Annotated in this window: 29 protein-coding genes and 1 pseudogene; 24 read left to right on the top strand and 6 right to left on the bottom strand. The window is 64.7% G+C overall.

Annotation, left to right across the window (positions count from 1 at the left end):
• Nucleotide 1: 1 nt before the first annotated feature.
• The 17 genes and pseudogenes from rplE (at nt 2) to rplQ (ending at nt 9,486) form a co-directional block, all read left to right on the top strand.
• Entirely contained in the window at nt 2–553 is a 552-nt protein-coding gene (gene rplE / locus PLZ73_02825) for a 50S ribosomal protein L5 (GenBank protein HOO76802.1), read from the top strand.
• 21 nt (nt 554–574) lie between these two features.
• Nucleotides 575–760 carry a type Z 30S ribosomal protein S14 gene (locus PLZ73_02820; GenBank protein ID HOO76801.1) on the top strand — a complete coding sequence of 62 codons (186 nt, stop codon included), beginning with the start codon at nt 575–577 and terminating at the stop codon, nt 758–760.
• Between the two features lie 14 nt (nt 761–774).
• Entirely contained in the window at nt 775–1,173 is a 399-nt protein-coding gene (gene rpsH / locus PLZ73_02815) for a 30S ribosomal protein S8 (GenBank protein ID HOO76800.1), read from the top strand.
• A 25-nt stretch (nt 1,174–1,198) separates the two neighbouring features.
• Entirely contained in the window at nt 1,199–1,735 is a 537-nt protein-coding gene (rplF, locus tag PLZ73_02810) for a 50S ribosomal protein L6 (GenBank protein HOO76799.1), read from the top strand.
• 22 nt (nt 1,736–1,757) lie between these two features.
• Nucleotides 1,758–2,126, top strand: coding sequence for a 50S ribosomal protein L18 (gene rplR / locus PLZ73_02805; protein ID HOO76798.1), 369 nt, complete (start codon nt 1,758–1,760; stop codon nt 2,124–2,126).
• A 27-nt stretch (nt 2,127–2,153) separates the two neighbouring features.
• Nucleotides 2,154–2,639 (top strand): annotated as a pseudogene (rpsE, locus tag PLZ73_02800) (30S ribosomal protein S5).
• Nucleotides 2,640–2,670: 31 nt separating this feature from the next.
• Nucleotides 2,671–3,126, top strand: a complete 456-nt coding sequence (gene rplO, locus PLZ73_02795; protein HOO76797.1) for a 50S ribosomal protein L15 — start codon at nt 2,671–2,673, stop codon at nt 3,124–3,126.
• Nucleotides 3,127–3,219: 93 nt separating this feature from the next.
• Entirely contained in the window at nt 3,220–4,572 is a 1,353-nt protein-coding gene (secY, locus tag PLZ73_02790) for a preprotein translocase subunit SecY (GenBank protein HOO76796.1), read from the top strand.
• A gap of 9 nt (nt 4,573–4,581) precedes the next feature.
• Nucleotides 4,582–5,238, top strand: coding sequence for an adenylate kinase (locus PLZ73_02785; protein ID HOO76795.1), 657 nt, complete (start codon nt 4,582–4,584; stop codon nt 5,236–5,238).
• The gene (gene map / locus PLZ73_02780) at nt 5,235–5,996 is read left to right on the top strand and encodes a type I methionyl aminopeptidase (GenBank protein ID HOO76794.1); all 762 of its coding nucleotides are present in this window, start codon (nt 5,235–5,237) and stop codon (nt 5,994–5,996) included. Before PLZ73_02785 ends, map begins: the two co-directional genes overlap by 4 nt.
• Before the next feature lie 4 nt (nt 5,997–6,000).
• The gene (infA, locus tag PLZ73_02775) at nt 6,001–6,216 is read left to right on the top strand and encodes a translation initiation factor IF-1 (GenBank protein ID HOO76793.1); all 216 of its coding nucleotides are present in this window, start codon (nt 6,001–6,003) and stop codon (nt 6,214–6,216) included.
• A gap of 24 nt (nt 6,217–6,240) precedes the next feature.
• Nucleotides 6,241–6,354: a 50S ribosomal protein L36 gene (gene rpmJ, locus PLZ73_02770; protein ID HOO76792.1), complete on the top strand. Its 114-nt coding sequence runs from the start codon at nt 6,241–6,243 to the stop codon at nt 6,352–6,354.
• A 34-nt stretch (nt 6,355–6,388) separates the two neighbouring features.
• Entirely contained in the window at nt 6,389–6,763 is a 375-nt protein-coding gene (gene rpsM, locus PLZ73_02765) for a 30S ribosomal protein S13 (GenBank protein HOO76791.1), read from the top strand.
• A gap of 35 nt (nt 6,764–6,798) precedes the next feature.
• Nucleotides 6,799–7,191 (top strand): 30S ribosomal protein S11, encoded by a 393-nt coding sequence (gene rpsK / locus PLZ73_02760; GenBank protein ID HOO76790.1) that lies wholly within the window; start codon nt 6,799–6,801, stop codon nt 7,189–7,191.
• A gap of 45 nt (nt 7,192–7,236) precedes the next feature.
• Nucleotides 7,237–7,863: a 30S ribosomal protein S4 gene (gene rpsD / locus PLZ73_02755; GenBank protein ID HOO76789.1), complete on the top strand. Its 627-nt coding sequence runs from the start codon at nt 7,237–7,239 to the stop codon at nt 7,861–7,863.
• A 41-nt stretch (nt 7,864–7,904) separates the two neighbouring features.
• The gene (locus PLZ73_02750) at nt 7,905–8,945 is read left to right on the top strand and encodes a DNA-directed RNA polymerase subunit alpha (protein ID HOO76788.1); all 1,041 of its coding nucleotides are present in this window, start codon (nt 7,905–7,907) and stop codon (nt 8,943–8,945) included.
• A 4-nt stretch (nt 8,946–8,949) separates the two neighbouring features.
• Nucleotides 8,950–9,486, top strand: coding sequence for a 50S ribosomal protein L17 (gene rplQ, locus PLZ73_02745; protein ID HOO76787.1), 537 nt, complete (start codon nt 8,950–8,952; stop codon nt 9,484–9,486).
• 66 nt (nt 9,487–9,552) lie between these two features.
• Here rplQ and PLZ73_02740 read toward each other — a convergent pair whose 3' ends face one another.
• Nucleotides 9,553–10,068 carry a hypothetical protein gene (locus PLZ73_02740; protein HOO76786.1) on the bottom strand — a complete coding sequence of 172 codons (516 nt, stop codon included), beginning with the start codon at nt 10,066–10,068 and terminating at the stop codon, nt 9,553–9,555.
• A 157-nt stretch (nt 10,069–10,225) separates the two neighbouring features.
• Here PLZ73_02740 and PLZ73_02735 point away from each other — a divergent pair, with 157 nt between their 5' ends.
• The 5 genes from PLZ73_02735 to PLZ73_02715 all read left to right on the top strand — a co-directional run bounded on the left by PLZ73_02735 (nt 10,226) and on the right by PLZ73_02715 (nt 15,842).
• A complete protein-coding gene (locus PLZ73_02735) occupies nt 10,226–10,912 on the top strand; it encodes a hypothetical protein (GenBank protein HOO76785.1) in 687 nt (228 codons plus the stop codon).
• A gap of 16 nt (nt 10,913–10,928) precedes the next feature.
• On the top strand, nt 10,929–12,206 hold the full coding sequence (locus PLZ73_02730; GenBank protein HOO76784.1) for an arylsulfotransferase family protein: 1,278 nt from the start codon (nt 10,929–10,931) through the stop codon (nt 12,204–12,206).
• The gene (locus PLZ73_02725) at nt 12,176–13,582 is read left to right on the top strand and encodes a hypothetical protein (GenBank protein HOO76783.1); all 1,407 of its coding nucleotides are present in this window, start codon (nt 12,176–12,178) and stop codon (nt 13,580–13,582) included. Before PLZ73_02730 ends, PLZ73_02725 begins: the two co-directional genes overlap by 31 nt.
• Nucleotides 13,583–14,025: 443 nt before the next feature.
• Nucleotides 14,026–14,973: a DMT family transporter gene (locus PLZ73_02720; GenBank protein HOO76782.1), complete on the top strand. Its 948-nt coding sequence runs from the start codon at nt 14,026–14,028 to the stop codon at nt 14,971–14,973.
• Nucleotides 14,970–15,842, top strand: coding sequence for a VIT1/CCC1 transporter family protein (locus PLZ73_02715; GenBank protein HOO76781.1), 873 nt, complete (start codon nt 14,970–14,972; stop codon nt 15,840–15,842). Before PLZ73_02720 ends, PLZ73_02715 begins: the two co-directional genes overlap by 4 nt.
• Here the strand turns inward: PLZ73_02715 and PLZ73_02710 are convergent.
• From PLZ73_02710 to PLZ73_02690, 5 genes are all read right to left on the bottom strand, one after another.
• Entirely contained in the window at nt 15,839–16,528 is a 690-nt protein-coding gene (locus tag PLZ73_02710) for a phosphatase PAP2 family protein (protein HOO76780.1), read from the bottom strand. The two genes, PLZ73_02715 and PLZ73_02710, sit on opposite strands and share 4 nt — an antisense overlap.
• Before the next feature lie 10 nt (nt 16,529–16,538).
• Nucleotides 16,539–17,546 carry a bile acid:sodium symporter gene (locus PLZ73_02705; protein HOO76779.1) on the bottom strand — a complete coding sequence of 336 codons (1,008 nt, stop codon included), beginning with the start codon at nt 17,544–17,546 and terminating at the stop codon, nt 16,539–16,541.
• 72 nt (nt 17,547–17,618) lie between these two features.
• Nucleotides 17,619–18,260 (bottom strand): thiamine phosphate synthase, encoded by a 642-nt coding sequence (thiE, locus tag PLZ73_02700; GenBank protein HOO76778.1) that lies wholly within the window; start codon nt 18,258–18,260, stop codon nt 17,619–17,621.
• Nucleotides 18,261–18,266: 6 nt separating this feature from the next.
• The gene (locus tag PLZ73_02695; GenBank protein ID HOO76777.1) at nt 18,267–18,596 is read right to left on the bottom strand and encodes a ferredoxin-thioredoxin reductase catalytic domain-containing protein; all 330 of its coding nucleotides are present in this window, start codon (nt 18,594–18,596) and stop codon (nt 18,267–18,269) included.
• A complete protein-coding gene (locus PLZ73_02690; protein HOO76776.1) occupies nt 18,593–18,859 on the bottom strand; it encodes a glutaredoxin family protein in 267 nt (88 codons plus the stop codon). Before PLZ73_02690 ends, PLZ73_02695 begins: the two co-directional genes overlap by 4 nt.
• A 161-nt stretch (nt 18,860–19,020) precedes the next feature.
• Between PLZ73_02690 and PLZ73_02685 the strand changes: the two genes are divergently transcribed.
• Nucleotides 19,021–20,187: a ribonuclease D gene (locus PLZ73_02685; GenBank protein ID HOO76775.1), complete on the top strand. Its 1,167-nt coding sequence runs from the start codon at nt 19,021–19,023 to the stop codon at nt 20,185–20,187.
• A 2-nt stretch (nt 20,188–20,189) separates the two neighbouring features.
• Nucleotides 20,190–22,483 (top strand): hypothetical protein (locus PLZ73_02680; protein ID HOO76774.1); only part of this gene is annotated, 2,294 nt, incomplete at its 3' end.

Below are 22,483 nucleotides of genomic sequence, written 5' to 3'. Positions count from 1 at the left end.
CATGGCTCGGCTTAAGCAATATTACCAGGAAGAGATCGTTCCCCGGATCAAGGAGAAGTTCGCCTTCACCAACACCATGCGGGTCCCCCGCGTGGAGAAGGTGGTCGTGAACATGGGCATCGGCGCCGGCATCTCCGACGCCAAGGCGGTCCAGGCGGCCGCCGACGACCTGGCCCTGATCGTGGGGCAGAAGCCGGTGGTCACCCGCGCCCGCAAGAGCATCGCCGGGTTCAAGCTCCGGGAGGGGATGCCGGTCGGTTGCCGGGTGACCCTCCGAGGGGAGAGAATGTACGAATTTCTCGACCGCCTGATCAGCGTGGCCCTTCCGCGGATCCGCGACTTCCGGGGGCTGCCGGTCAACTTGGACGGGCACGGCAATTACACCCTGGGGCTGGAGGAGCAGATCGTTTTCCCCGAGGTGGACATCGACAAGGTCTACCGGGTCCAGGGCATGAACATCACGGTGGTGACGTCCACTGAATCGGACGAAGAGGCCAAGGAACTGCTTTCCCTGCTGGGAATGCCCTTCGCCGACCGCCGGACAAACGTATAACCGACAAGGTAAGCGCGCGAGATGGCCAAAAAAGCATTGATCGAGAAAAGCCGGCGGGAGCCGAAATTCGGAGTGCGGCGCTACCACCGCTGCCTCCATTGCGGGCGCCCGCGCGGATATCTGAGAAAATTCGGACTCTGCCGGATCTGTTTCCGCAAGCTGGCCGGAGAAGGGAAAATCCCCGGCGTGACCAAGTCGAGCTGGTAAAGGAGTACGCCACCATGACCATGACCGACCCCATCGCGGACCTGCTGACCCGGCTCCGGAACGCCAACGCCCGGGGGCTGGAGACCGTGGATGTCCCGGCCTCCCGCCTGAAGCGGGAAGTCGTCAGGATTCTCAAGGAAGAGTCCTATGTCAAGGACTATCAGTTGATCGAGGACAACCGCCAGGGGACGATCAGGATCTATATGCAGTACGGCCCCAAGAAAAGCCGGGTTTTCCGCAACCTCAAGCGCATCAGTCGGCCCGGATGCCGGGTGTACGTGAACAAGGACGAGATCCCCATGGTTCTGGGAGGGATGGGCACGGCCGTTCTCACCACCGCCAAGGGAGTCGTCACCGACGCCCAGGCCCGCCACGCCGGGGTCGGGGGCGAGGTTCTCTGTTATATCTGGTAATCGCTAAGCAAGGATACTACGGGTCATGTCACGAGTAGGGAACGCGCCAATCGAAGTGCCGGAGAAGGTCTCCGTGGAGATCGCCGGCAACCGGGTGACGGTCAAGGGCCCCAAGGGGGAAATGAGCGTCTCCCTGCCCCCGGTCATCACCGTCGAACAGGAAGGCCGCAAGCTTGTGGTGAAACGCCATGCCGAGCATAAACAGGCCCGCTCCTACCACGGTCTTTACGCGCGCCTGCTCGCCAATTTCATCATCGGGGTCAGCGCCGGGTTCCAGAAGAAGCTGGAGGTGATCGGGGTCGGGTACCGGGTTCAGCTCGAGGGCCCGAAGCTGGTGATGCAGATCGGGTTCTCCCACCCGGTGGTGATCGATCCGCCGCAGGGGATCAAGTTCGAAGTCGACGGGAATCAGAAGATTATCGTTTCCGGCTGCGACAAGCAGGTGGTGGGGGAGACCGCCGCCCGGATCCGCCGCTGCCGTCCGCCCGAACCCTATAAGGGGAAGGGCATCCGTTACGAGGGCGAGTGGGTCAGAAGGAAGGCCGGGAAAGCCCTGGCGTAGACGAAAGATTAAGGTTTGACAGATGAAATCCATGGAAAAAACCGCGGCTAGGAAAAGACGGGCGGAACGGGTGAGAAAAAAGGCCCGGGGAACCGCCGGCCGTCCCCGGATGAACGTCTACCGCAGTCTCAAGCACACCTATGTTCAATTCGTGGACGACGACCGCGGAGTCACCCTGGGATCCGTGTGCACCCGGTCCAAGGCCTTCGCGGAGAAGCATTCCGGCTCCTCCGGGACGGTGGCGGCGGCTCAGGCGCTGGGGGTCCTGGCCGGGGATCTGGCCTCCTCCCTGGGAATCACCGAGGTGGTGTTCGACCGCGCCGGTTTCCGCTACCACGGCCGGATCAAGGCCGTGGCCGAGGGTGCGCGTTCCCGGAACCTGAAGCTTTAGGGAGTCGACATTCAGTAAGGAGAGGCAATGGGAGCTCTGAAAATAGACGCGAGGACCAACCCCGAGGTCGAGTCCGAGTTTATCGATCGGGTGGTGGACATCCGCCGGTGCGCCAAGGTGGTCAAGGGCGGCCGGCGGTTCAGTTTCAGCGTGTTGGTGGTGGTCGGAGACGAGAACGGCCGGGTCGGGTTCGGCCTGGGAAAGGCCAACGAAGTTTCGGAATCGATCCGCAAGGGGGTGGAGAACGCCCGCAAGGCCATGGTCAGGGTTCCTCGACAGGGGACGAGCATCCCCCACGAGATCACGGGGCGCTACGGTTCTTCCCGCGTGATCATGAAGCCGGCCCCTCCGGGGACGGGCGTGATCGCGGGCGGGGGGGTCCGGTTCCTCCTGGAACTGGCCGGCATCAAGGACGTCTATGCCAAGTCCCTGGGGTCGCGCAATCCCTTGAACGTGGTCCGGGCCGGTCTGGACGGTCTCGATCGGTTGGGCCGGAGGTCGTCCACGGTGCGGTTGCGGAAGAAGATGAAGGAAGGGCAGACCAGTGGAATTGCATGAACTGAAATTCACTCCGGGAGCGAAGAAATCCCGCAAGCGCAAGGGGCGCGGGCCCGGGTCCGGGTGGGGGAAAACCGCCGGCCGCGGAGAGAAAGGCCAGAAGTCCCGTTCCGGAGCCTCGATCCGGCCCGGTTTCGAAGGCGGTCAGATGCCCCTGGCCCGCCGTCTGCCCAAGGTGGGGTTCACTTCCCCGTCCCCCGTTCGTTACGGCATCGTCAACCTCTCCACGCTGAACGGGTTCGAGGACGGGACCGAGGTAACCCCGGAACTGCTTTTGGAAAAGCGCATCGTCAGGAAGCTTTACGACGGAATCAAAGTCCTGGGCCGCGGCAGCCTGGAACGGAAACTCGAGGTTTGGGCTCATTGTTTCAGCGCCCGGGCCCGCGAGGCCATCGAAGCCGCGGGAGGGACGTGTCAGGTTATCGGGAGCCGGAGGAAGTAACGCGGCGGGTCCGCCCCGCCCGATGCTTCTGCCGCCGGAACCGCCCGTTCGGCGGGTCTTTTTTTGGAGGGACCCCGGAGGATTGAACAGACAATGCTGGAAGCGTTCGGAAACATAGTCAAGATACCGGAGCTGCGCAAGCGGATACTCTTCACCGTCGGTCTGCTCGTGGTGTACCGGGTGGGCTGCTATATCCCCACCCCCGGAATCGATCCCGCCGCCCTCAGCCAGATCTTCAAGGAACTGACCGATTCCGCCGGGGGCACCATCTTCGGGCTCATGGACATCTTCTCCGGGGGGGCCATGTCCAAGTGCACGGTCTTCGCCCTGGGGATCATGCCCTACATCAGCGCTTCCATCATCATGCAGCTTCTGACCGCGGTCGTTCCTTTCCTGGAAAAAATGGCCAAGGAAGGAGAAGCGGGCCGCAAGAAGATCAACCAGTACACCCGCTACGGGACCGTGGTCCTCGCCCTCTTTCAGGGCTACATGATCAGTTTGGGGCTCCAGCACCCGGGGCAGATATTCGGGTCCGCCGCCGCCGACGTCCAGATCGCCGACCCCGGCCTCGGCTTCCGTCTGCTGGCCATGCTGACCCTGACCACCGGGACCATCTTCATCATGTGGCTGGGGGAACAGATCACCGAGCGCGGGATCGGCAACGGCATCTCGCTGATCATCACCACCAGCATCATCTCCCGCGCGCCGGCCGCCGTGCGCGAGGCGTGGCTGCTCTTTTCCCCCTTCAACCCCGAAACCAGGACCCGTCCCCTGGGCTTTCTGATCATCATGCTGATTCTCCTGGTGGTGGTGGTCGCCGCCATCATTCTCATCACCCAGGGCCAGCGCAAGATTCCCGTTCAGTACGCCAAGCGCGTGGTCGGGCGCCGGGTCTACGGGGGGCAGGCCACCTACCTACCCCTCCGGGTGAACCAGGCCGGCGTCATCCCCATCATCTTCGCCCAGGCCATTCTCATGTTCCCCGCCACCATCGTGCAGTTCGTTCCCGCCCTGGAGGGGCTGAGCGCGTGGCTTCAGCCCGGCAGCGTAATCTACATGGCTCTGTACATACTCTGCATAGTTTTCTTCGCCTACTTCTACACCGCCATCACCTTCAACCCGGTGGACATGGCCGACAACCTCCGCAAGTACGGAGGTTTCATCCCCGGCATCCGCCCGGGCAAAAACACGGCTCAGTACCTGGATCGGGTCATGAGCCGCATCACCCTTTCCGGCGCCATCTTTCTGGCGATTATCGCCATCCTGCCCACGTTCATCAGCGGGCGCCTGCGGATCAGCTTCACCATCGCCCAGTTCTTCGGCGGGACCAGCCTGCTCATTCTGGTCGGGGTCATGCTCGATACCATGCGCCAGGTGGAATCCCATCTGCTCATGCGCCATTACGACGGCTTCATGAAAAAAGGGAAGCTGCGGGGGCGTTTCTAGGACCGGGCCATGGGTATCCGCTACATATTTTTAGGTCCTCCCGGAGCCGGGAAAGGCACCGCCGCGGTCAGGCTGGCCGGTTTTCTCGAGGTTCCCCATATCTCCACCGGGGATATGTTCCGGGAAGAGATGAAGGAGGGGACCGATCTGGGGAAATTGGCCGAGGAATGTATCGGGAAGGGGAACCTGGTCCCGGACCGGGTCACCATCGAGATCGTCCGCCGCCGCCTCGGCCGGACCGACGCCCGCCGGGGCTTCATTCTCGACGGGTTTCCCCGGACCGTGCCCCAGGCCGAGGCTCTGGGGGGGATACTGGCGGACGAGGGGGAAGAGTTGGACGGGGTCGTGTACTTCGCCGCCGGTCGGGAGATCCTGGTCCGGCGCCTGGCGGCCCGCCGGATCTGCCGCGACTGCGGAACCATCTATAACCTGGAAACCATGCCCCCGAAACGCGCCGGGATCTGCGACCGGTGCGGCGGCGAACTCTATCGCCGCCGCGACGACATGCCCCGGGCGGTGGAGGAGAGGCTGCGGGAATACGAAGAGAAGACGGCCGACCTCGCCGAATACTACCGGCGGCTCGGCCTCTTGATCGAAATCGACGCCGAGGTCGATAAGGACGAGACGTTTGACGAACTGAAGGAGATGATGAGCGCCACTCGATGATCAGCCTCAAGAGCGAAAGAGAACTCGAGCTGATGCGGGCAGCCGGACGGATAACCGCCGAAGTGATGACGGCGGTGAGCCGGCGGATCCGGCCCGGGACGACCACCGAGGATCTGGACCGCGCCGCCGGGGAGCTGATCGAGGAGTTGGGCGTGGTATCGGCTTTTAAGGGATATAACGGTTACCCCGGCATCATCTGCATCTCGGTCAACGAAGAAGTCGTTCACGGCATCGGCGGGAAACGCCGCTTGCGGGAAGGCGACCTGGTAAGTCTGGATATAGGAGTAAAATATCGGGGATATTACGGAGACATGGCCGCGACCTTTCCGGTAGGAGAGGCGCCCCGGGAACAAAAACGCCTGATCGAAGTGACCCGGAGAGCCCTGGCGGCGGGGATTGAAAAAGCTTGCCCCGGCAACCGGCTCTTTGATATATCGGCTGCGGTTCAGGCCGTCGCCGAAGGGGCCGGGTTCACGGTGGTCCGCGATTTTGTCGGCCACGGGATCGGCCTGCGGCTTCATGAAGATCCCCAGATCCCGAATTTCGGGACCGCGGGAACGGGACCGCTGCTCCGGGAAGGCATGGTCCTGGCGATAGAACCGATGGTAAACATGGGAGTAGGCGAAGTCAGAATCCTCGACGACAACTGGACGGTCGTGACCGCGGACGGGAAACCGTCGGCGCATTTCGAGCAGACGGTGGCCGTTACCGCCGCCGGGCCGGAAATCATGACCGTGGCGGGGCGGCGAGGGAAGTAACGATATGTCGAATGAAGCTCCGATAAAACTGGAGGGCGTGGTCAAGGAGTTGCTGCCCAACACCATGTTCCGGGTGGAAGTGGGAAACGGGCATGTTATCCTGGCCCATATTTCCGGGAGGATGCGTTTGCACTTCATCAAGCTCCTTCCCGGGGACAAGGTCCTGATGGAGATGTCGCCCTACGATTTGACCAAAGGCAGAATCATTCGCAGGCTGTGAGACCGCCCGCAATCGAGGTTGAAGATGAAGGTAAAGCCGTCGGTAAAAAGAATTTGTGAGCGTTGCAAGATCGTCAAGCGCAAGGGAGTAGTCCGCGTTCTCTGCTCCAATCCCCGCCATAAACAGAGGCAGGGCTGAAGCTTGACCGCCCCCAGACAGGAGAGATCGTAACATGCCCAGAATAATCGGCGTCGACGTCCCCAAAAACAAACGTATCGATGTGGCCCTGACGTATATCTACGGGATCGGCCCCAAGCTTTCGCGGGATATCCTGGCCCGTTCCGAGGTGCCCCCGGAAACCCGGGCCCATCAGCTGACCCAGGACGAGATCAGCAAGATCACCTCGGAGATCCAGAAGGGGATCAGGGTGGAGGGCGATCTCCGCCGCGAGGTCTCGGGGAACATCAAGAGGTTGATGACCATCGGCGCCTACCGGGGCTTGCGGCATCGCCGCGGTCTTCCCTGTCGCGGTCAGCGCACCCACACCAACGCCCGTACCCGCAAAGGGCCGGGAAAATCGGTGGGGGCCAAGAGGAAGAAAACCTGATTCGGCGCCCGCCGAGGTCCCTGAGGAGATAAGAGATGGCTAAGGTAAAGAAGACGCAGAAGAAAAAGAAGGTCGCCCGCTCGGTGCCGGTCGGGATCGCGCACATCCAATCCACTTTCAACAACACCATCGTCACCATCACCGACCGGAGCGGCGAAGTCATAGCCTGGTGCTCTTCCGGCCGCGCCGGGTTCAAGGGGTCGCGCAAGAGCACGGCCTTCGCCGCCAGCATCGTGGCCGAGAAAGCCGCGGCCGACGCCAAAAACGCCGGCCTGCGCGAAGTCGAAGTCTGGGTCAAGGGGCCCGGTTCGGGCCGGGAGTCGGCCATCCGCTCCCTCCAGGCTCAGGGGTTCAAGATCACCGCGATTAAGGACGTGACCCCGTTGCCCCACAACGGCTGCCGGCCGCCCAAGCGGCGGCGCGTGTAAGCCGCCGCGGGGCCGGGCTTGCAGCAATGAAGCACAGGAGTTGAGATGGGACGTTACATAGGACCAGTATGCCGGATCTGCCGGAGGGAGAAGGAAAAACTGTTTCTCAAGGGGGCTAAGTGCCTGATGAGCAAATGCCCCGTCGAGAAGGGCCGGACCCCTCCCGGCGAGCACGGCCAGCGGCGGAAGAAAAGCTCGGAGTACGGCGAACAGCTCCGCGAAAAACAGAAGCTGCGCAAGAGCTACGGGATGCTGGAAAAGCAGTTCCGCAATTATTTCAAGAAGGCCGAACAGATGCAGGGGCGGCCCGGGGAGAATCTTCTGCGTCTGCTCGAGACCAGACTCGACTCCGTGATCGTGCGCCTGGGGTTCGTCACTTCGCCCCGCGCCGCCCGGCAGTTCGTCCGTCACGGGCATATCCTCATCAACGGCCGCCGGGTCGATTACCCCGGCCGCCAGGTCCGGGTCGGAGACATCATCGAGGTCCGCGACCGGGGCACGAGCCGCCAGCGCGCGGCCGAGGCCGTGGAGGCCCGCCTCCGGGACGTTCCTTCCTGGCTGCAGCTCAATAAAAACGAATTCAAGGCCGAAGTATTGAGGCTTCCCGGGCGCGAGGACATCCCCATCCCCATCGATATCTCCCTGGTTGTCGGGTTGTACTCCAAGGTCTGAGTCCGCGATCGTATACTTCGCACACTTCAGGAGGGTGCATCATGGCAGTTATTATGGGCAAATTGGCTCTTCCCAATAAATTGGTGTGGGACGAAGCCTCCGCCACTCCCACCTTCACCAAGTTTATCGCCGAACCGTTCGAACGCGGGTACGGTTTCACCCTGGGCAACGCCTTGAGACGGGTCCTCCTCTCCTCGCTGGAAGGCGCCGCCATCACCAAGATCAAGATCGAGGGGGTCCAGCACGAATTTTCGACCGTTCCCGGCGTTTACGAGGACGTCACCGACATCGTCCTCAACCTCAAGCAGGTGGTGTTGAAGATGGACGGCCGCGAGCCCCGGAAGATCACGCTCGACGTCTCCGGGGAGAAAGAAGTCACCGCCGGCGATATCGAGACCGGCGGCACGGTCGAGGTCATCAACCCCGAACAGTATCTGGCCCGGATCGAGGCGGGCGGCCGTCTGCGCATGGAGATCTGGGTCGGTCTCGGCCGCGGTTACCGTCCGGCCGAGCAGAACAAGAGTTCGGCGGACGTGCTCGGAGTGATCCCCATCGACGCCATCTTCACCCCGGTGCGCAAAGTCAAATACTACGTCGAGGACACCCGGGTGGGGCAGCGGACCGACTTCAATCGTCTCATCATCGAGATCTGGACCGACGGGAGGGTCTCCCCCCGCGAGGCCCTGATCCAGTCCTCGGCCATTCTCAAGAAACACCTCGATCTTTTCACCGAGGACGACCGCTACACGGTCGAGTTCGAGGACGAGGTCGGATCCGATCTGGACGAAGAGAACAAGTTCCAGAAGCTCTTGAAGATGCCCATCACCGAGATCGAACTCTCGGTTCGCTCCAAGAACTGCATCGAGGCGGCCAACATTCAGACGATCGGGGATCTGGTCTCCCGGAGCGAGGCGGAGATGCTCAAATACCGCAATTTCGGCAAGAAGTCCCTGGAAGAGATCAAGAACATCCTTGGCCGTCTGGGATTGCATCTGGGCATGGATCTCTCGGCCCCCGTCGGGGAACTTCCGGCGGAATTCGAGTCCGAGGAGGCGGTTTTCAACACCATCCCGGAGGAATAGCCACGTGCGACACCGTAAAGATACTTTTAAACTCAACCGGACTTCCGCGCACCGGCGGGCCCTGTTGGCCAATCTGGTCGCCGCGCTGATCGTGGAGGAGAAGATCGAGACCACCCTTCCCAAGGCCCGGGCGGCGGCCCGGTGGGCCGACCGCATGGTCACCCTGGCCAAGAAGAACGATCTCGCCTCGCGCCGGCGCGCCGTGGCTTTTCTCGGGCGCAAGGACGCGGTCAAGAAACTCTTCGACGAGATCGGGCCGCGCTTCGGCGAACGCCGGGGTGGGTACACTCGGGTTCTGAAGATGTCGGCGGCCCGCCGCGGCGACGGCGGTCCCACCGCCGTGATTCTTTTCAGCGAGAAGTTGGAGGCGTCGGCTCCCGCCCCGGAAGGTTCCAAGGCCAAGAAGGAGCCGGCCAAGAAAACGCCGAGGAAGGCTCCGGCCCGAAAAACCGCGGCCAAGTCCGGAAAGAAGCCCGCGGCCGGGAAGAAGAAGAGCGCAGAAGCTCCGGCCGAAACTGAGACCCCCGAGGCCGAGCAGTAGGGCCGACCGCGGTTTCCCGTTCCCTCTCCCCGGGGCCCCCCGTCCGCGCGTAACGCCGGGCGTCCCTTAGCCGGTGACTTGCCCGGAAGGTTCCGCCGGGGCCGTTTCCTCTCCTCCCGCCGGGATGGAGACCGCCGTGGGCTGAGCCGAGGCGGTAGGGGCCGGAGTGGCCGAGGGAGCGGGGGTGGCGGTCGGTCGCGGCGTGGCGGTCGCGACCGGCGTCGGGGAAGCCGGGACCGGCAGCTCGATCACGACCTCGCCGCAGCTCCCGGAGACGAGATAGACGCAGACGCGGCTGACCGGTCCGGTATCTCCCACCCAACAGGAGATGAAAGTCATGGCGTCGGGGGAATCGAACTCGAAAACCGTCGTGCCGGCCGGGCCCGTGGTTCGGACCAGTTCCTCCAGGTTCCCGTTGACGAGACTGACCGCGGCCCCCTCGATCGGCTGCGGCGATCCTTGCGCCCGGTCGCGCCAGGCGACGGGAGGAGGATCGATTCTCACGACTTTGACGGTGGTCCGGGTGGGGGCGCACGCCGCCAGCGCGCACAGGATAAGACCGGCGGAGAGTGTCCTTTTCATCCTTCCTCCCTGACTCGCTGAGACCGGCCCGGGCGGGCGGGCGCCATTTCTTTCCCATGCCCGGCCGGCCGATACGATATACTACCCGAACGGCCGGACACCGAGGCTTACTGTATAATATAACTCGAACCGGTCTCCGGGGCAAACCCCAGCTGCAGTGAAGACGTTCGAGGAAAGATTCGGAATTCCCGCCCGGGACCTGGGGCGCCGTTGCGTTCTGCTTCCCTTCGTCCGCCGTTCCCTGCTTTCGGGTCTGGGGGTGAAGAAGCTCTTCCGGGGGGGGCCTTATTCCGCCGCCGCCGTCCCGGGCTTCGCCGTCGTCTCCTCCGGCATGGGAAGCGCCTACGCCGGCGACGCCGCCCTGGAGCTGGCCCGGGAGGGTTGCCGGGAACTGATCCTGCTGGGAACCTGCCGCTTTCTCGGCCTTCCCCGGGCGAAGGTGGGCGATATCGTCGTCCCCCGCGCCAGCCTGGCGGCGGAAGGGTTCGGCCCCTGGCTGGGCGAAGAACTCCCGGCCTGGGCCGAGGTCCCGGCCGACCCCGCGCTGGTCCGGCTGCTGGCGCCCCTCTCGGGGGTGCCCCCGGTCCTGAACGCCACCGTCGGTTCGCCGTTCCTGGCTTCCCGGAAGAGCCCGCTTCTGCGCGCCCGGGGCGTGGAGTCGATGGAGATGGAGTGTTCGGCGGTGTTCTCCGCCGCCGCCTCGGTTTCGGCGGCGGCCGCCGCCGTCCTGGTCGTCTCCGACGTCGCCGGCGGAGAAAACGGCCCTTCCCCCGAAAACTCGGTTTTTGCCGCCCTGGAGCGCGCGGGGGCGGCCGTCCGCGCCCTGTGGGGAGAGGAAGGGTAAGCCGATGTCCCGGGGGATGAAGAAAACGTTGGCGGTGCTGGGGGTTCTGGCCGCGGCGGTGTTCGTCTCCCTGCTCCTCCTGGCGCCGGGTCCCGCTCCCGCTCCGGGGCGTGGGAACCTCGATGAACTGGTCTCGCTCCCTTACCTGGCCTGGTCGGAACAGACCGTATCCGCCCGCGTCGCCGGTGTGGTCGCCTGGGACCGGGACCGGGCCTGCCCCGGCTACACGCTCTACGCCGACGGGTCCGATTATGCCTGGCTCCTGGACCTGGAGGGGCGCCCCGTTCATCGCTGGCGGTTCCCCGACCCGGGGAAAGGCTGGGATTTCGCCCGGCTTCTCGACGGCGGCGGGATCGTGGCCTTTCATGAAGGCGAAAGCCTGGTCCGCCTCGACCGCGAGTCCCGGGTGGTCTGGGAACTGCCGATCGGCATCCACCACGAGATCTCTCCTCTCGACGGCGGAGATTTCCTGGTGGCCGTCTCCAACCCGCACCGTCTCTACCGCTCCCGCCTGGTCGAGTTCGACTCCGTCCGCCGGATTTCGTCGCAGGGCGAGCCGGGAGAAGAATGGGCGACGTTTACCCATTTCAGCGAATTGAGAAACATCCACGGCCCCACCGCCCTCGACGCCGAAACCGGGGCCGGCGGCTTTGCCCGCGCTCTGCAGCGCTTTTACGCCTCCCATCTGCGTTGGGGGATTTACGAGCTCGACAACCTCTTCCGCCGGTGCCTGGGCCTGGAGAAGTACAGCTACTACCACCTCAACTCCGCCCAGGCCCTCCCTCGAACCGAACTGGGGCGCCGCGACGAACGTTTCCGGGCCGGCAACTGGCTCATCTGCCTGCGCAACGTCAATCTGGTCCTGGCCGTCGACCCCCGGACCGGGAAAATCGTCTGGGAGTGGGGAGCGGACGTCCTCGACTGGCCCCACATGCCCCGGATGCTCGAGAACGGCCGGATCCTGGTCTTCGACAACGGGTACCACCGCGGATTTTCCCGCATTCTGGAGATCGACCCCGTTTCCGGCCGGACGGTCTGGTCCTACCTGGCCGATCCGCCCCAGGCCTTTTCTTCTCCCACCCGGGGGTCCTGCCAGCGGCTTCCCAACGGCAACACCCTTATCTGCGAATCGGACCGGGGTCGGATCTTCGAAGTCGATCCGGCCGGCGCTACGGTCTGGGAGTTCTACAACCCTAAGATCGAAGACGGCCGCCGCGGTCTCATCTACCGGGCGCTGCGCCTGCCTCCGGAACGGGTCGAAGGGTGGCTTTCCCCGCCGCCGCCCGCTCCATGAAGGGTTCTCCGGAACTTTCCGGCCGGGAGCGGGAAGCCGCGGCCGTGATCGAGAGCCGTTTCCCCCGGTTCGGAGTGAACAAGCGCCGCGAACTGCTGCGGCTCCTCTCCGAAATATCCCGCCGGGAAGGAATCTCCCCGGAACGGGTGCTGGAGGGGACGCACCCCCGGCGTTTTCCCGAACTCAGGGCCGCGCTGGTTCGGCGGCGCTACCCGGGCGCCGCCGCCGCCGGCCCCGTCCCCGACCCCCTGCTCCTGCCCCTGGAGCGGTTCCCCGGCGCCGCCGTCTTCGCTCCGGGCGTTTCCCCCTCTCCGCGGCTGATCGTCTGGGAAGGGGAAGTTTCCGGGGCCCCGCTCCTCTCCCGCTTCCGCCGCGCCTTCCCCGGCGCCAGGGGCATGGAAGTGCCCTCCCTGCGCGAATGGCGCCGCTCGCTCCCCCGCCGCCGCCCCGGTCCCGCCGATTACAACCGGCGCCGGGAGACGGTCCTGATCGGCTCCGTCGGCCCCGGCGCCCTGCAGCCGTGCCCCTGCGCCGCCGGCGCCCTGGGCTGCGGCTACCGCGTCTACGAGCTGGCGGCGGGATGCCCCTACGACTGCAGCTATTGTTTTCTCCAGGAGTACATGACCGTTCCCGGTCTTTTCTTCCCCGTTTCCGCGCTTCCGCCCCCGGGAGCGCTGGGATCCTTCCGGCGCCGGGAAGAAGAAATCCGGATCGGCACCGGGGAATTTTCCGACTCCCTGGCCTGGGACTCCCTGACCGGGTATGCCCGCGACCTGGTCGGTTACTTCCGGGGCCGGAAGGGAATCGAATTCGAATTCAAAACCAAAAGCGACGAGGTGGAGGGGCTGCTGGGGACGGACCCGGGAGGGAATATCGTCGTCGGATTTTCCCTTTCCCCCCCGTCCGCCGCCCGGCGTTTCGACCATGGGGCGGCCCCGGTCTCCGGGCGCCTGGCCGCCGCCGCTCGTTGCGCGGAAGCGGGGTACCGTCTCGCTTTCCACTTCGACCCGGTGGTTCTGCTCCCCGGCTGGGAGGACGGATATCGGGAACTGATCGGAGAAATCCTGGAGCGGTTTCACCCCGACCTGATCGCCTGGATCAGCCTCGGAACCGTCCGGTTCCGGCCGCGGCTGCTCCAGATCCTGGAACGGCGGTTCCCCGGCGATCCCATCGCCGACCAGGAGCTGTTCCCCGGTTTCGACGGCAAGCTCCGCTACCTCCCTGCCGTCCGCGCCGCGGCTTACCGCCGTCTCCTCGAGTTCTTCGGCCCTTCCGGCCGGCGCCTCCCCATCTATCTCTGCATGGAGGACCCCGATACCTGGAAAGCCGTCGGCCTCGACGATCCTTTCGCCGCCCGCCGCCGCCGGTCAGGCTGAAGGGGAAAGGGAAATAACCACACAGGGCACAGAGGGGGAAAGAGAGGGTTCAGGGGGGGCAGGCATGGAGCATGGGGCATAGAGCATAGAGAGGGTTCAGGAAGGAGGCCCCCCCCCCTCGGCCCTTGGGGGGAGCAGAGGGCATAAAGTAAAACATTCCCTCCTTCATATATCCCCATACCTTCCCGATCTGTGTCATCTGTGGACGTATTGAGGGGGCGCGGTTGAGGGCTACTGAATTCTGTATACTGTATTCTGAATTCTGTCTTTATGCCCTATGCCCTATGCCTCCTCCCGTGCCTGCATATCCACCCGAGCCTGCAGCGCCTGGAGTGAGGCGGCGCACGGTAAGGTTGTATTCAGCCGCCGGTCCGTGTAGAAAAAAGGGCAGGGAGGATCTAGGTCATGATCGGTATCGGCGCGATCCCGGAGGAAAATGACCGGTGAGGCGCCCCCGCTCGAGCGCGGCTCCCTCGGCGCCCCGGGGAATAGTCTGCATGGTCGCGGCCTTCTTGTTCGTGGCCGTGACCGGATCCCTGGTCAAACAGGCGGTCGCCTCCGGACTGCCCACCGCCGTGGTGGTCTTCTTCGAAAGCCTGATTCCTCTCCTGGCCGTCACCGCCTGGCATCTGCGCCGGGGTTTGAAGAAGTTTTCCCTGCCCAGCGGCCGCTACGGCCTGCAGTTTCTCCAGGGGAGCCTGGCTTTCTTCACCTCGTATCTGATGTACCTGGCGATCAGGACCGTCCCGGTCTCCAGCGGAGTGCTTCTCAACAGCTCGGCCCCCCTCTTCATCCCGGTCATCTCGTATTTCTGGTTCCGCCGCCGCCTCTCCCCCGGCTTGATCGCCGCTGTTGCGGTCGGTTTCGTCGGCATCGTTCTCATTCTCGACCCCGCCGCCGGGACGTTCGCCCGCCCCGGCATCCTTCTCGCGCTGGCTTCCGGGGTCGCCGTGGCCTTCGATGACATCGTCGTCGGCCTCCTCGATGACGCCGGGACCGAGCGCGAAGATGTGACCCTCTTCTTCGTTTTTCTGATGACGGCCCTTCTTTCCGGACTGTTCGCCGCGCCCGTCTGGAAGACCCCCCGGGGCGCGCAGTGGATCTACCTGTTCGCCGCCGCCGCCGGGTTCCTGTTCATCGAGCTCTTCCTGGTCCGTTCCTTCTCTTTCGCCCCCGTCGCCGTCGTCTCCCCCTTCATGTATTTCGGGGTCGTTTTCGCCGGGGTGATCGACTGGCTGGCCTGGGGGGAGGTTCCGGGGTTGAGGATGCTCGCCGGGGTGGCTCTGGTGGTGGGAGGAGCGGTGTTCTCGATCCTGGGGGGTGCCGGGCCGCCGTCGCGGCCGGGGCTTGACGGGAATACCCCGCCGGGTATCATCGGCCCAGAGAGATGAGAAAGATGACGGACATCGGGGAACGGCTCTTGGATTTTCAGCGCGGTGAAATCACCGAGCACCGGATCTACCTGAGCTTGGCCGAGCGGCTGAAATCGGAAGAGAACCGGCGGGTTCTGCGCCGGATCGCCGACGAGGAGCTGCGCCACTACGGCGTCTGGAAGCGGCACACGGGACGCGATGTCGCTCCCGACCGCTGGAAGATCCGCTGGTACGGGTTCCTCGCCCGCGTGGCCGGTTTCACCTTCGCGGTCAAGCTGATGGAGCGGGGCGAGGAGGGCGCGGAAGAAAACTACGAGCGCCTCCGGGATGAGGTCCCCGAAGCCGAGAAGATCGCCGAAGACGAAAACCGCCACGAACGCGAACTCCTCGCCCTGCTCGACGAGGAGCGCCTCCGCTATACCGGTTCGGTCGTCCTCGGCCTCAACGACGCCCTGGTCGAGTTGACCGGCGCCCTGGCCGGCTTCACCCTGGCTCTGCGCGATACCCGGCTGATCGCCCTGACCGGCTTGATCACCGGGGTGGCGGCGGCCCTCTCCATGGCTTCTTCGGAATATCTGTCCCGGAAAGCCGAAGGTTCCGAGGTCAGCCCCGGGAAAGCCGCCCTCTATACGGGGGCCGCTTACATCGTCACGGTCGGCCTTCTTATCCTCCCGTACCTGGTGCTCGCCGATTACTTCGCCTGCCTGGGGCTGACGCTGGGCGCCGCCGTTTTCATCATCTTCTGCTTCAACTACTACCTCTCGGTGGCCCGGGACCTGCCCTTCCTCCGCCGTTTTCTGGAGATGGCCGGGATCAGCCTGGGGGTGGCCGCGGCCAGTTTCGGAGTCGGTTACCTGGTCCGGGCCCTGCTGGGCGTGGACGCTTAGGCCCGTTGCCCGCCGGGTGAGGCGGTCTCCGCTTTCCCGAAGAAGTATCGGTGGGTCCAGAGGGCGCTGAAGACGCCGATGAAGGCCCCCAGGACGATATCCGCCGGGTAGTGGGCGGTGACCGCCACCCGGCTGACCGCGACGAGAACGGCCAGCGCGACGAACCCGGCCCGGTACCTGCGGAAGAGGAGGGCGAGCGAGGTCAGGATCGAGAAGGCGCGGAGGGTATGCCCGGAAGGCGTGGAGTTCAGTTCCCATTTCGAGGCGAAGAAAGTGAAACCGTAGCGGCCTTCGTCGAAGAGCAGCACCGGGCGGCAGCGGCCCAACAGGTACTTCAAGCCTTCTCCGACGACGGTGGCGACCGCGAAGGCGAGACAGACGCAGAGGAGGTTCCGGGCCCAGGAGCGTTTCAGGCCGGGGTCGAAAACCGCCACCGCTATGAAGCCGGCCGCCGCCCCCAGCCGGAGATATTCCCCGGTGGCCAGTTCGGAGACCAGGGTTCCCGCCGAAAAAACCCAGGTACCGGCCCAATGGGCGCGGACCCAGAGGTCGACGGGGCGGTCGCAGAACCAAAACAGGAGAAGATATAAGACCGCGGCGCCGGCCGCCGCCAGGACGGTGGCCCCGGTTAACGCTTTTGCGCCGACGGCGCCCGGGCCCCGGTCCGTTTGCCTCCTTGCGATCATACTCGGTACCTTAGGGCAGCCGTCCGTCTTCGGCAACGGCTTTGTTGCCGTTCCCGCCTCGTATCCGCGCCGCCGCCGCCGCCAGGGAGTCGATGACGATTTGCGGAAAGTAGAGTATTACGGCGGCGGCCGTGGCGGCGTCGAAGATCGGTTTTCCGGAGTCTTCCGCCGCTCCCAGCATGAGCAGGATCGAAACCGTGACCGGGAGGCTCTTCTGGGAGCCGGCGAACCAGAGGGCTCGGGCTTCACGGGGGTCCAGCCGCAGGGCTCGGGCCGCCGCCGCGGCCAGCGCCAGGAGGCAGAAGTGGAAACCGGCGGCCAGGGCGGCGGCTCCGGCCGCCGCCCCCGGCGTGAAGGCGCCCAGGCGGGCCCGGGCGCCGGAAACCGAGAGCCAGACGATGAAGACGACCAGCGCCGGCGGCATGTGCGCCCAGGCTTTTCCCCTCGGGCGCCGCAGCGTTTTCTGAAGAGCGAACCCGAACCCGGTCGGGAGCATGACCAGGAAGAAGACGTTGCGGAGAATCGCCCAGCGGTCGACGGAGATTCCTCCCCGGGCAAGCGTCTGGGCCAGGGAGAAGGGCAGGACCACGATCCCGACCAGGCTGAGGAGGATGATGAAGGACAAAGCCCAGGTGACGTTCCCCCCCGCGGTTCGGGTGATGACGGCTGACGAACTCAGGGTGGTGGGGGCGCAGGAAAAAACCAGGAACGCGGCCAGCACCGCCTCCTCTGGCCTGAAAGCGCGCCCCAGCAAGCCGCCCAGCAGAGGGCCGCAGAAAAGATTCACCGCCACCGCCGCCACGGCCGCCGCCGCGAACCTTTTCCCTTTGGTCAGCCCGGCGGGTTCGAGCAGAAGCCCGGTAACCAGGAAGATGCCGATGACGGCCAGAAGGCGGGGCGGAGCCCCCAGGAAGCGCAGGCCGCTCGTTCCGAGGCCGGCCTCGGGGAAGAGAAGACCCGCGGCGATGGCCCCCGCCAGACCCAGGGGAAAGGCCAGCGAACCGAGAAAGTGTTTCATCGGGTCAGAAGGGGAGACCGGAAACGCCGTCCCCGGCCTGCCGGCTCGCGCGTCGTCGCCGGCGCGTTCCGCTCATGGCCGCCCCTCGTCGCCGGCCGCCGTGCGCAGAATGGCCTGCCAGCGCCGGATCGCGGCCGCGGGGTTCGAGGTCCCGCAGACGGGGCGTACGCAGGCGACGGTGCGGACCCCCAGGGAAAGAAGGAGAGGGAGGTTCTCTTCCGTGATCCCCCCGATGGCGACCGCGGGTACGGGCGATTCCCGGGCGATCTTCGCGGCCAGATCCGCCCCCAGCGCCGGGTCGGGCCCGGGTTTGGTCGGAGTGGGGAAAACCGGTCCTACCCCGATATAATCCGCTCCCGCGGCCGCGGCGGCTTCGGCTTCGCCGATACTGTGAGTGGAAAGTCCGAAAATCTTGCCCGGACTCCGCCAGAGTTCCCGGGCCCGGGAGAGAGCCATGTCTTCCCGACCCAGGTGCACCCCGTCGGCATCGGCATCCCGGGCCGTCTCCAGGGAGTCGTTGACGATGAATCGGGTCTTCGATCCGCGGGTGATCTTCCGGAGTTTTAGGGCCATGTCCAGAACTTCACGTTCCGGCCGATCCTTCATCCGCAATTGCAGGAAAGCCGCTTCCTCCTCCGTAGCCGCCGCCGCCGCCCGTTCGTATCCCGCCTCCGGTTCGGTGAGGATGACGTAGAGTCCGAAACCGCCGGTCATAGGCGCTTACACCGCTCCTCCGCCCGGCCGTCGCTCGGGGACGTGGCTATGGGGGATCTCCCCCCGGTTCCAGGCTTCCGAGACGTAGAGGCCGCAGTAGCAGGAGCCGTATTCCCGCACGTCCGGTTCGCGGTAGACGCAGGGGCAGAATATATCCCGGTCCCGTTCGCGGTCCCCGCTGGCCAATCGGCAGGGGCAGGCCATGTAGCCGTAGCGCTCCCGGTTTTTCAGGAGGCCCTCCAGCAGTTCCAGGGTCATCTCCCGGTCGCGGTTGAAAAAATAACCGAGCTTTTCCTGGAGGGGACGGAGCTGTTCCCGAAGTTCTTCGGGAGTCATCGGGACGCGTCCCGGTTCACGGCTTCGCGGATCCGCTCCGGGATATTGCCGACGATGACTTCTTCGCCGATCAACAGGGTGGGGAAGGAACGTTCGGGGTTGTGGCGGGACATTTCCTCCAGCGCCCGTGCGCGTTCCTCCCCCGAAAGGAGGTCGACTTCGACTTTCCGGTAGGGAACTTCCAGCTGGTCGAGCAGCCGTGCCGCCCGGCGGCAATGGATGCAGGTGCTTAAAGCCCATATCGTTATGCGGGGATTTTCCATGATGTTCTCCGGGCTGGGGGGCGGAGGGCCTCGCGCCCCGGTTTGCGCAATAGTTAATTCTATCATGGGGTCGATGGAGAAGGTATATTCTTTATAAGGAACGGGAAATCCTCCGGCCGGGTTCGATGGTTCGCGGCGGGGGTTTTGCCCTCGCCGGAAAGATGACGGACCAGGTTATGATCGTTGCCAAGGACAGAGAAAACCAGCCGGTCGTTCTCATCGAATCGGATTCGGGGGTGGCGGATGCCTGCGCGGCGTTACGCGACTCTCCCCGCCTGGGGGTGGATACCGAGAGCAATTCCATGCACGCTTTCCGGGAACGGGTCTGTACCATCCAGGTGACCGGGAGCGACGGCCACTATATCTTCGACACCATCGCCGTCTCCGAGCCCGCTCTCGGGGAGATGTTCGCCGACCCCTCCGTGGAAAAAATTTTTCACGGGGGGGTGTACGACCTGGGTCTGCTGAAACGCGATTTCGGATATTCCTTCGCCGGACTTTTCGACACCGCCATCGCCGCGGAGCTTCTCGGTTTCGATAAGATCGGCCTGGCCGCCCTGGTGGAGAAGTACTGCGGAGTGGTCCTGGCCAAGAAATACACCACCTGCGACTGGGCCCGGCGCCCGTTCTCCGAGGGGCAGATCGAGTATCTTTATCAGGACACCCGTTTTCTCTTCGAGCTGGCCGACGCCCTGAGCCGGGAATTGGCGGAGCGGGATTTGACCGATGAGGCCCGGTTCGAGTTCGAGCGTTTAGCGGATATTCCGCCCCTGGCTCCCTCTTTCGCCCGGGCGGTCGTCTGGAATGTGAAGGGGATCGATGCCGTCGAAACCGAGGCCGGGTTGAGAGTGCTCAACCGGCTTTTCCTCTGGCGCCAGGATAAGGCCCGGGAACTGGACCGTCCCCCCTTCAAGGTCCTGGGGAACCAGGCTATGCTGGAGATAGCTTCCCGTCTCCCGCGTGCGCGCGACGAGTTCCTCGCCGTCAAGGGGGTGACCCGGCGGGTCTGGGACCGGTTCGGACGGGATCTTGTCGCCGCCGTCTCCCTGGGTTTGGCCGGGGAAGGGGAGGGCCCGCCTCCCCGTCCCGCTCCCAAGCCGTTTCCCCCCGGCTGGGAGCGGCGGTTGACGGGGAGGCTCAAGGATTGGAGAAACCGGACTGCGGAACGGCTCGGGGTCGGCCGTTCGGCCGTTCTCCCCACCCGTTCCCTGAAAGAGATCGTGCGCCTGCGCCCGCGCACCCCGGAAGCCTTGGCTGCGGTCGAGGGTCTCGGTGCCGCCCGGTTCCGCAAATACGGCGGGGAAATTCTACGGATCCTGGGGACGTGACGATGGCGGGGCGGCACCTAACGGGACAACGGGGCAGGGCGGTGGCCGCGGCGGCGGCTTTAATCGTCCTGGTCCGGCTCTTTCTGCCGCCGTCGGCTCCGGCCTTCGACCCCAACACCGGAGACCTCTCCAAGGAAGAATCCACCGATATCCGGGTCATGACCTACAACACCATGCGCAATTTTATCTGGGACTCGGGGACCGACGGGGAATACGAGCGGCTGCTGCAGGCTCTCGATCCGGACATCATCGTTTTCGAGGAGATTTATTGGCAGGTGACCATCGACCAGATCGAGGGGCGCCTCGATTCCCTGTTGGGAGGGACCTGGACGGCCTGGACCGGAAAATATTCCAGCTTCTACGTCGGTGGGGATTGGGTTCTCGACGTCTGCAACGCCGTGGCTTCCCGCTGGCCGTTGTCCATGGAGCGCTGGGACACCAGCCCCAACGCTTCCACGCGGGGAGTGACCATGGCCCTGATCGATCTCCCCGACGCGACCTACCGCCGCGATTTCTACATTATGGGCAACCATTTCAAGTCCGGGTCCGACTCCGGCGACGAGGATCAGAGGCAGGAGAGCGCCGATGCCAATGCCGCTTGGCTCGGGGACGCCCGGGACGCGCCCGAAGCCGAACACGACTATATCAGCCTGGAAACGGATACGCCGGTGGTGATTCTGGGCGATTTCAATCTTATCGACGATATCCAGCCCGACATCACCATCCGGACGGGGGACATCCAGGATACGGGGACGTTCGGCCCCGCGGTCAAGGGCGATTGGGACGGGAGCGATCTCGCCGACGCCTATCCCGACGATCCCTGGAGCGACGACCACGACACCTGGCCTTCCGACGTTTCCAACCCTTATCGGCGCTTCGACCGCCAATACTATACCGATTCCGTGGTCATGGTGGCCAACTCCTTCATCCTCAATACCCGTAACATGACCGCTTCCCAGCGTTCGGCGGCCGGGGTCAATCAGTACGACACCGAAGACGCCTCCGACCACCTCCCGGTGATCGTCGATTACCGGATGGCGGTCAGGGTCACGCCCACTCCCGTCCCCCTCCCGGTTACGCCCACGCCCGTCAATCTTCTGAGCAACGGCGGTTTCGAGGACTGGACCGGCGGCTCGCCCGACGATTGGGACCTGGAGAGCCCCGCTTCGGCATCGGTTGCGGAGGCTTCGTCTCCGGTTCATTCAGGCGCTTCCAGCGCCGCGCTGACAACCATCGGGGCGCCCGGGTATTACGGGAAAGGGATATACCAGTCGGTTTATACCGTCGCCCCCGGCGACCGCTTTCTTTTCTCCGTCTGGGTTTACTCGATCGAGGATTCGGGAATGGGCATAAGCGGCAACTGGTGGGACGGGTCTTCGGCCGATTATTGGAGTACGGTGCGCGCGGCCGGGTCCGGGGAATGGGAGAAATTGGAGCTTATCACCGGTCCCGCTCCTTCGGGGGTCGTCAACCTCAGGGTCATGGTTCGGGGCTTCCGGGAGTCGGTGCTCTGCGGGTACGCGGACGACGCTTCGCTGGAGCTTCTGGCCCCGGTCACTCCGACCCCGCCGCCCCCGTCGCCCACGCCTTCGCCGGCCCCGAACCTTCTCGAAAACGGAGGGTTCGAGACCTGGGGAAACGTCCGTACCCTGGACGGTTGGTCCTCGGAGAGTTCGTGCGCCGCGGCGCAGGAATTCCAGGAAGTTTTCGAGGGGAATTACGCCATGGAGCTGTCCACCACTACCTCCCCCGGGCCCTACGGCAAAGGCTACTACCAGGATATAGCGGTGGCGGAGGGGGAGAGCTACACGTTTTCCGCACGCACCCTCTCCGGGACGGCCTCGGCCGTGGGAATCGTTCTGTCGTGGTGGGACGGCGCGACCTCGGATTTCCAAACGACGGTCTACAACAGCGGGATCGCCGGGTGGGAAAAACTGTCCTGGTCGGGGACCGCTCCCGCCGGAACCGTTTCCGCCCGCCTCTATGTCCGGGGGTTCCTGGATTCGGACGTTTGCGGATACGCCGATTCCGCCCGCTTCTGGACCTATGAGATTACTCCCGTGCCCACCCCCAGCGTTTCCCCGACGCCTTCACCCACGACTACTCCCAGTCCCAGTCCTTCTCCCACCCCCATACCCCCCACGCCCCCGTCCGGCCCCGCCGCCGTCGCCGGCGACTACGACGGCGACGGGACCTCGGACGTCGCGCTCTTCCGCCCCTCTTCGGGGCTCTGGTTGGTGAGGGGCCTGACCAAGGCCTGGTTCGGGGCTTCCAGCGACGAGGTCGTCCCCTCCGA

Source organism: bacterium (assembly GCA_035380285.1).
Taxonomy (GTDB): domain Bacteria; phylum Auribacterota; class Erginobacteria; order Erginobacterales; family DAOSXE01; genus DAOSXE01.
This window is presented reverse-complemented; position numbering and strand designations above follow the sequence as displayed.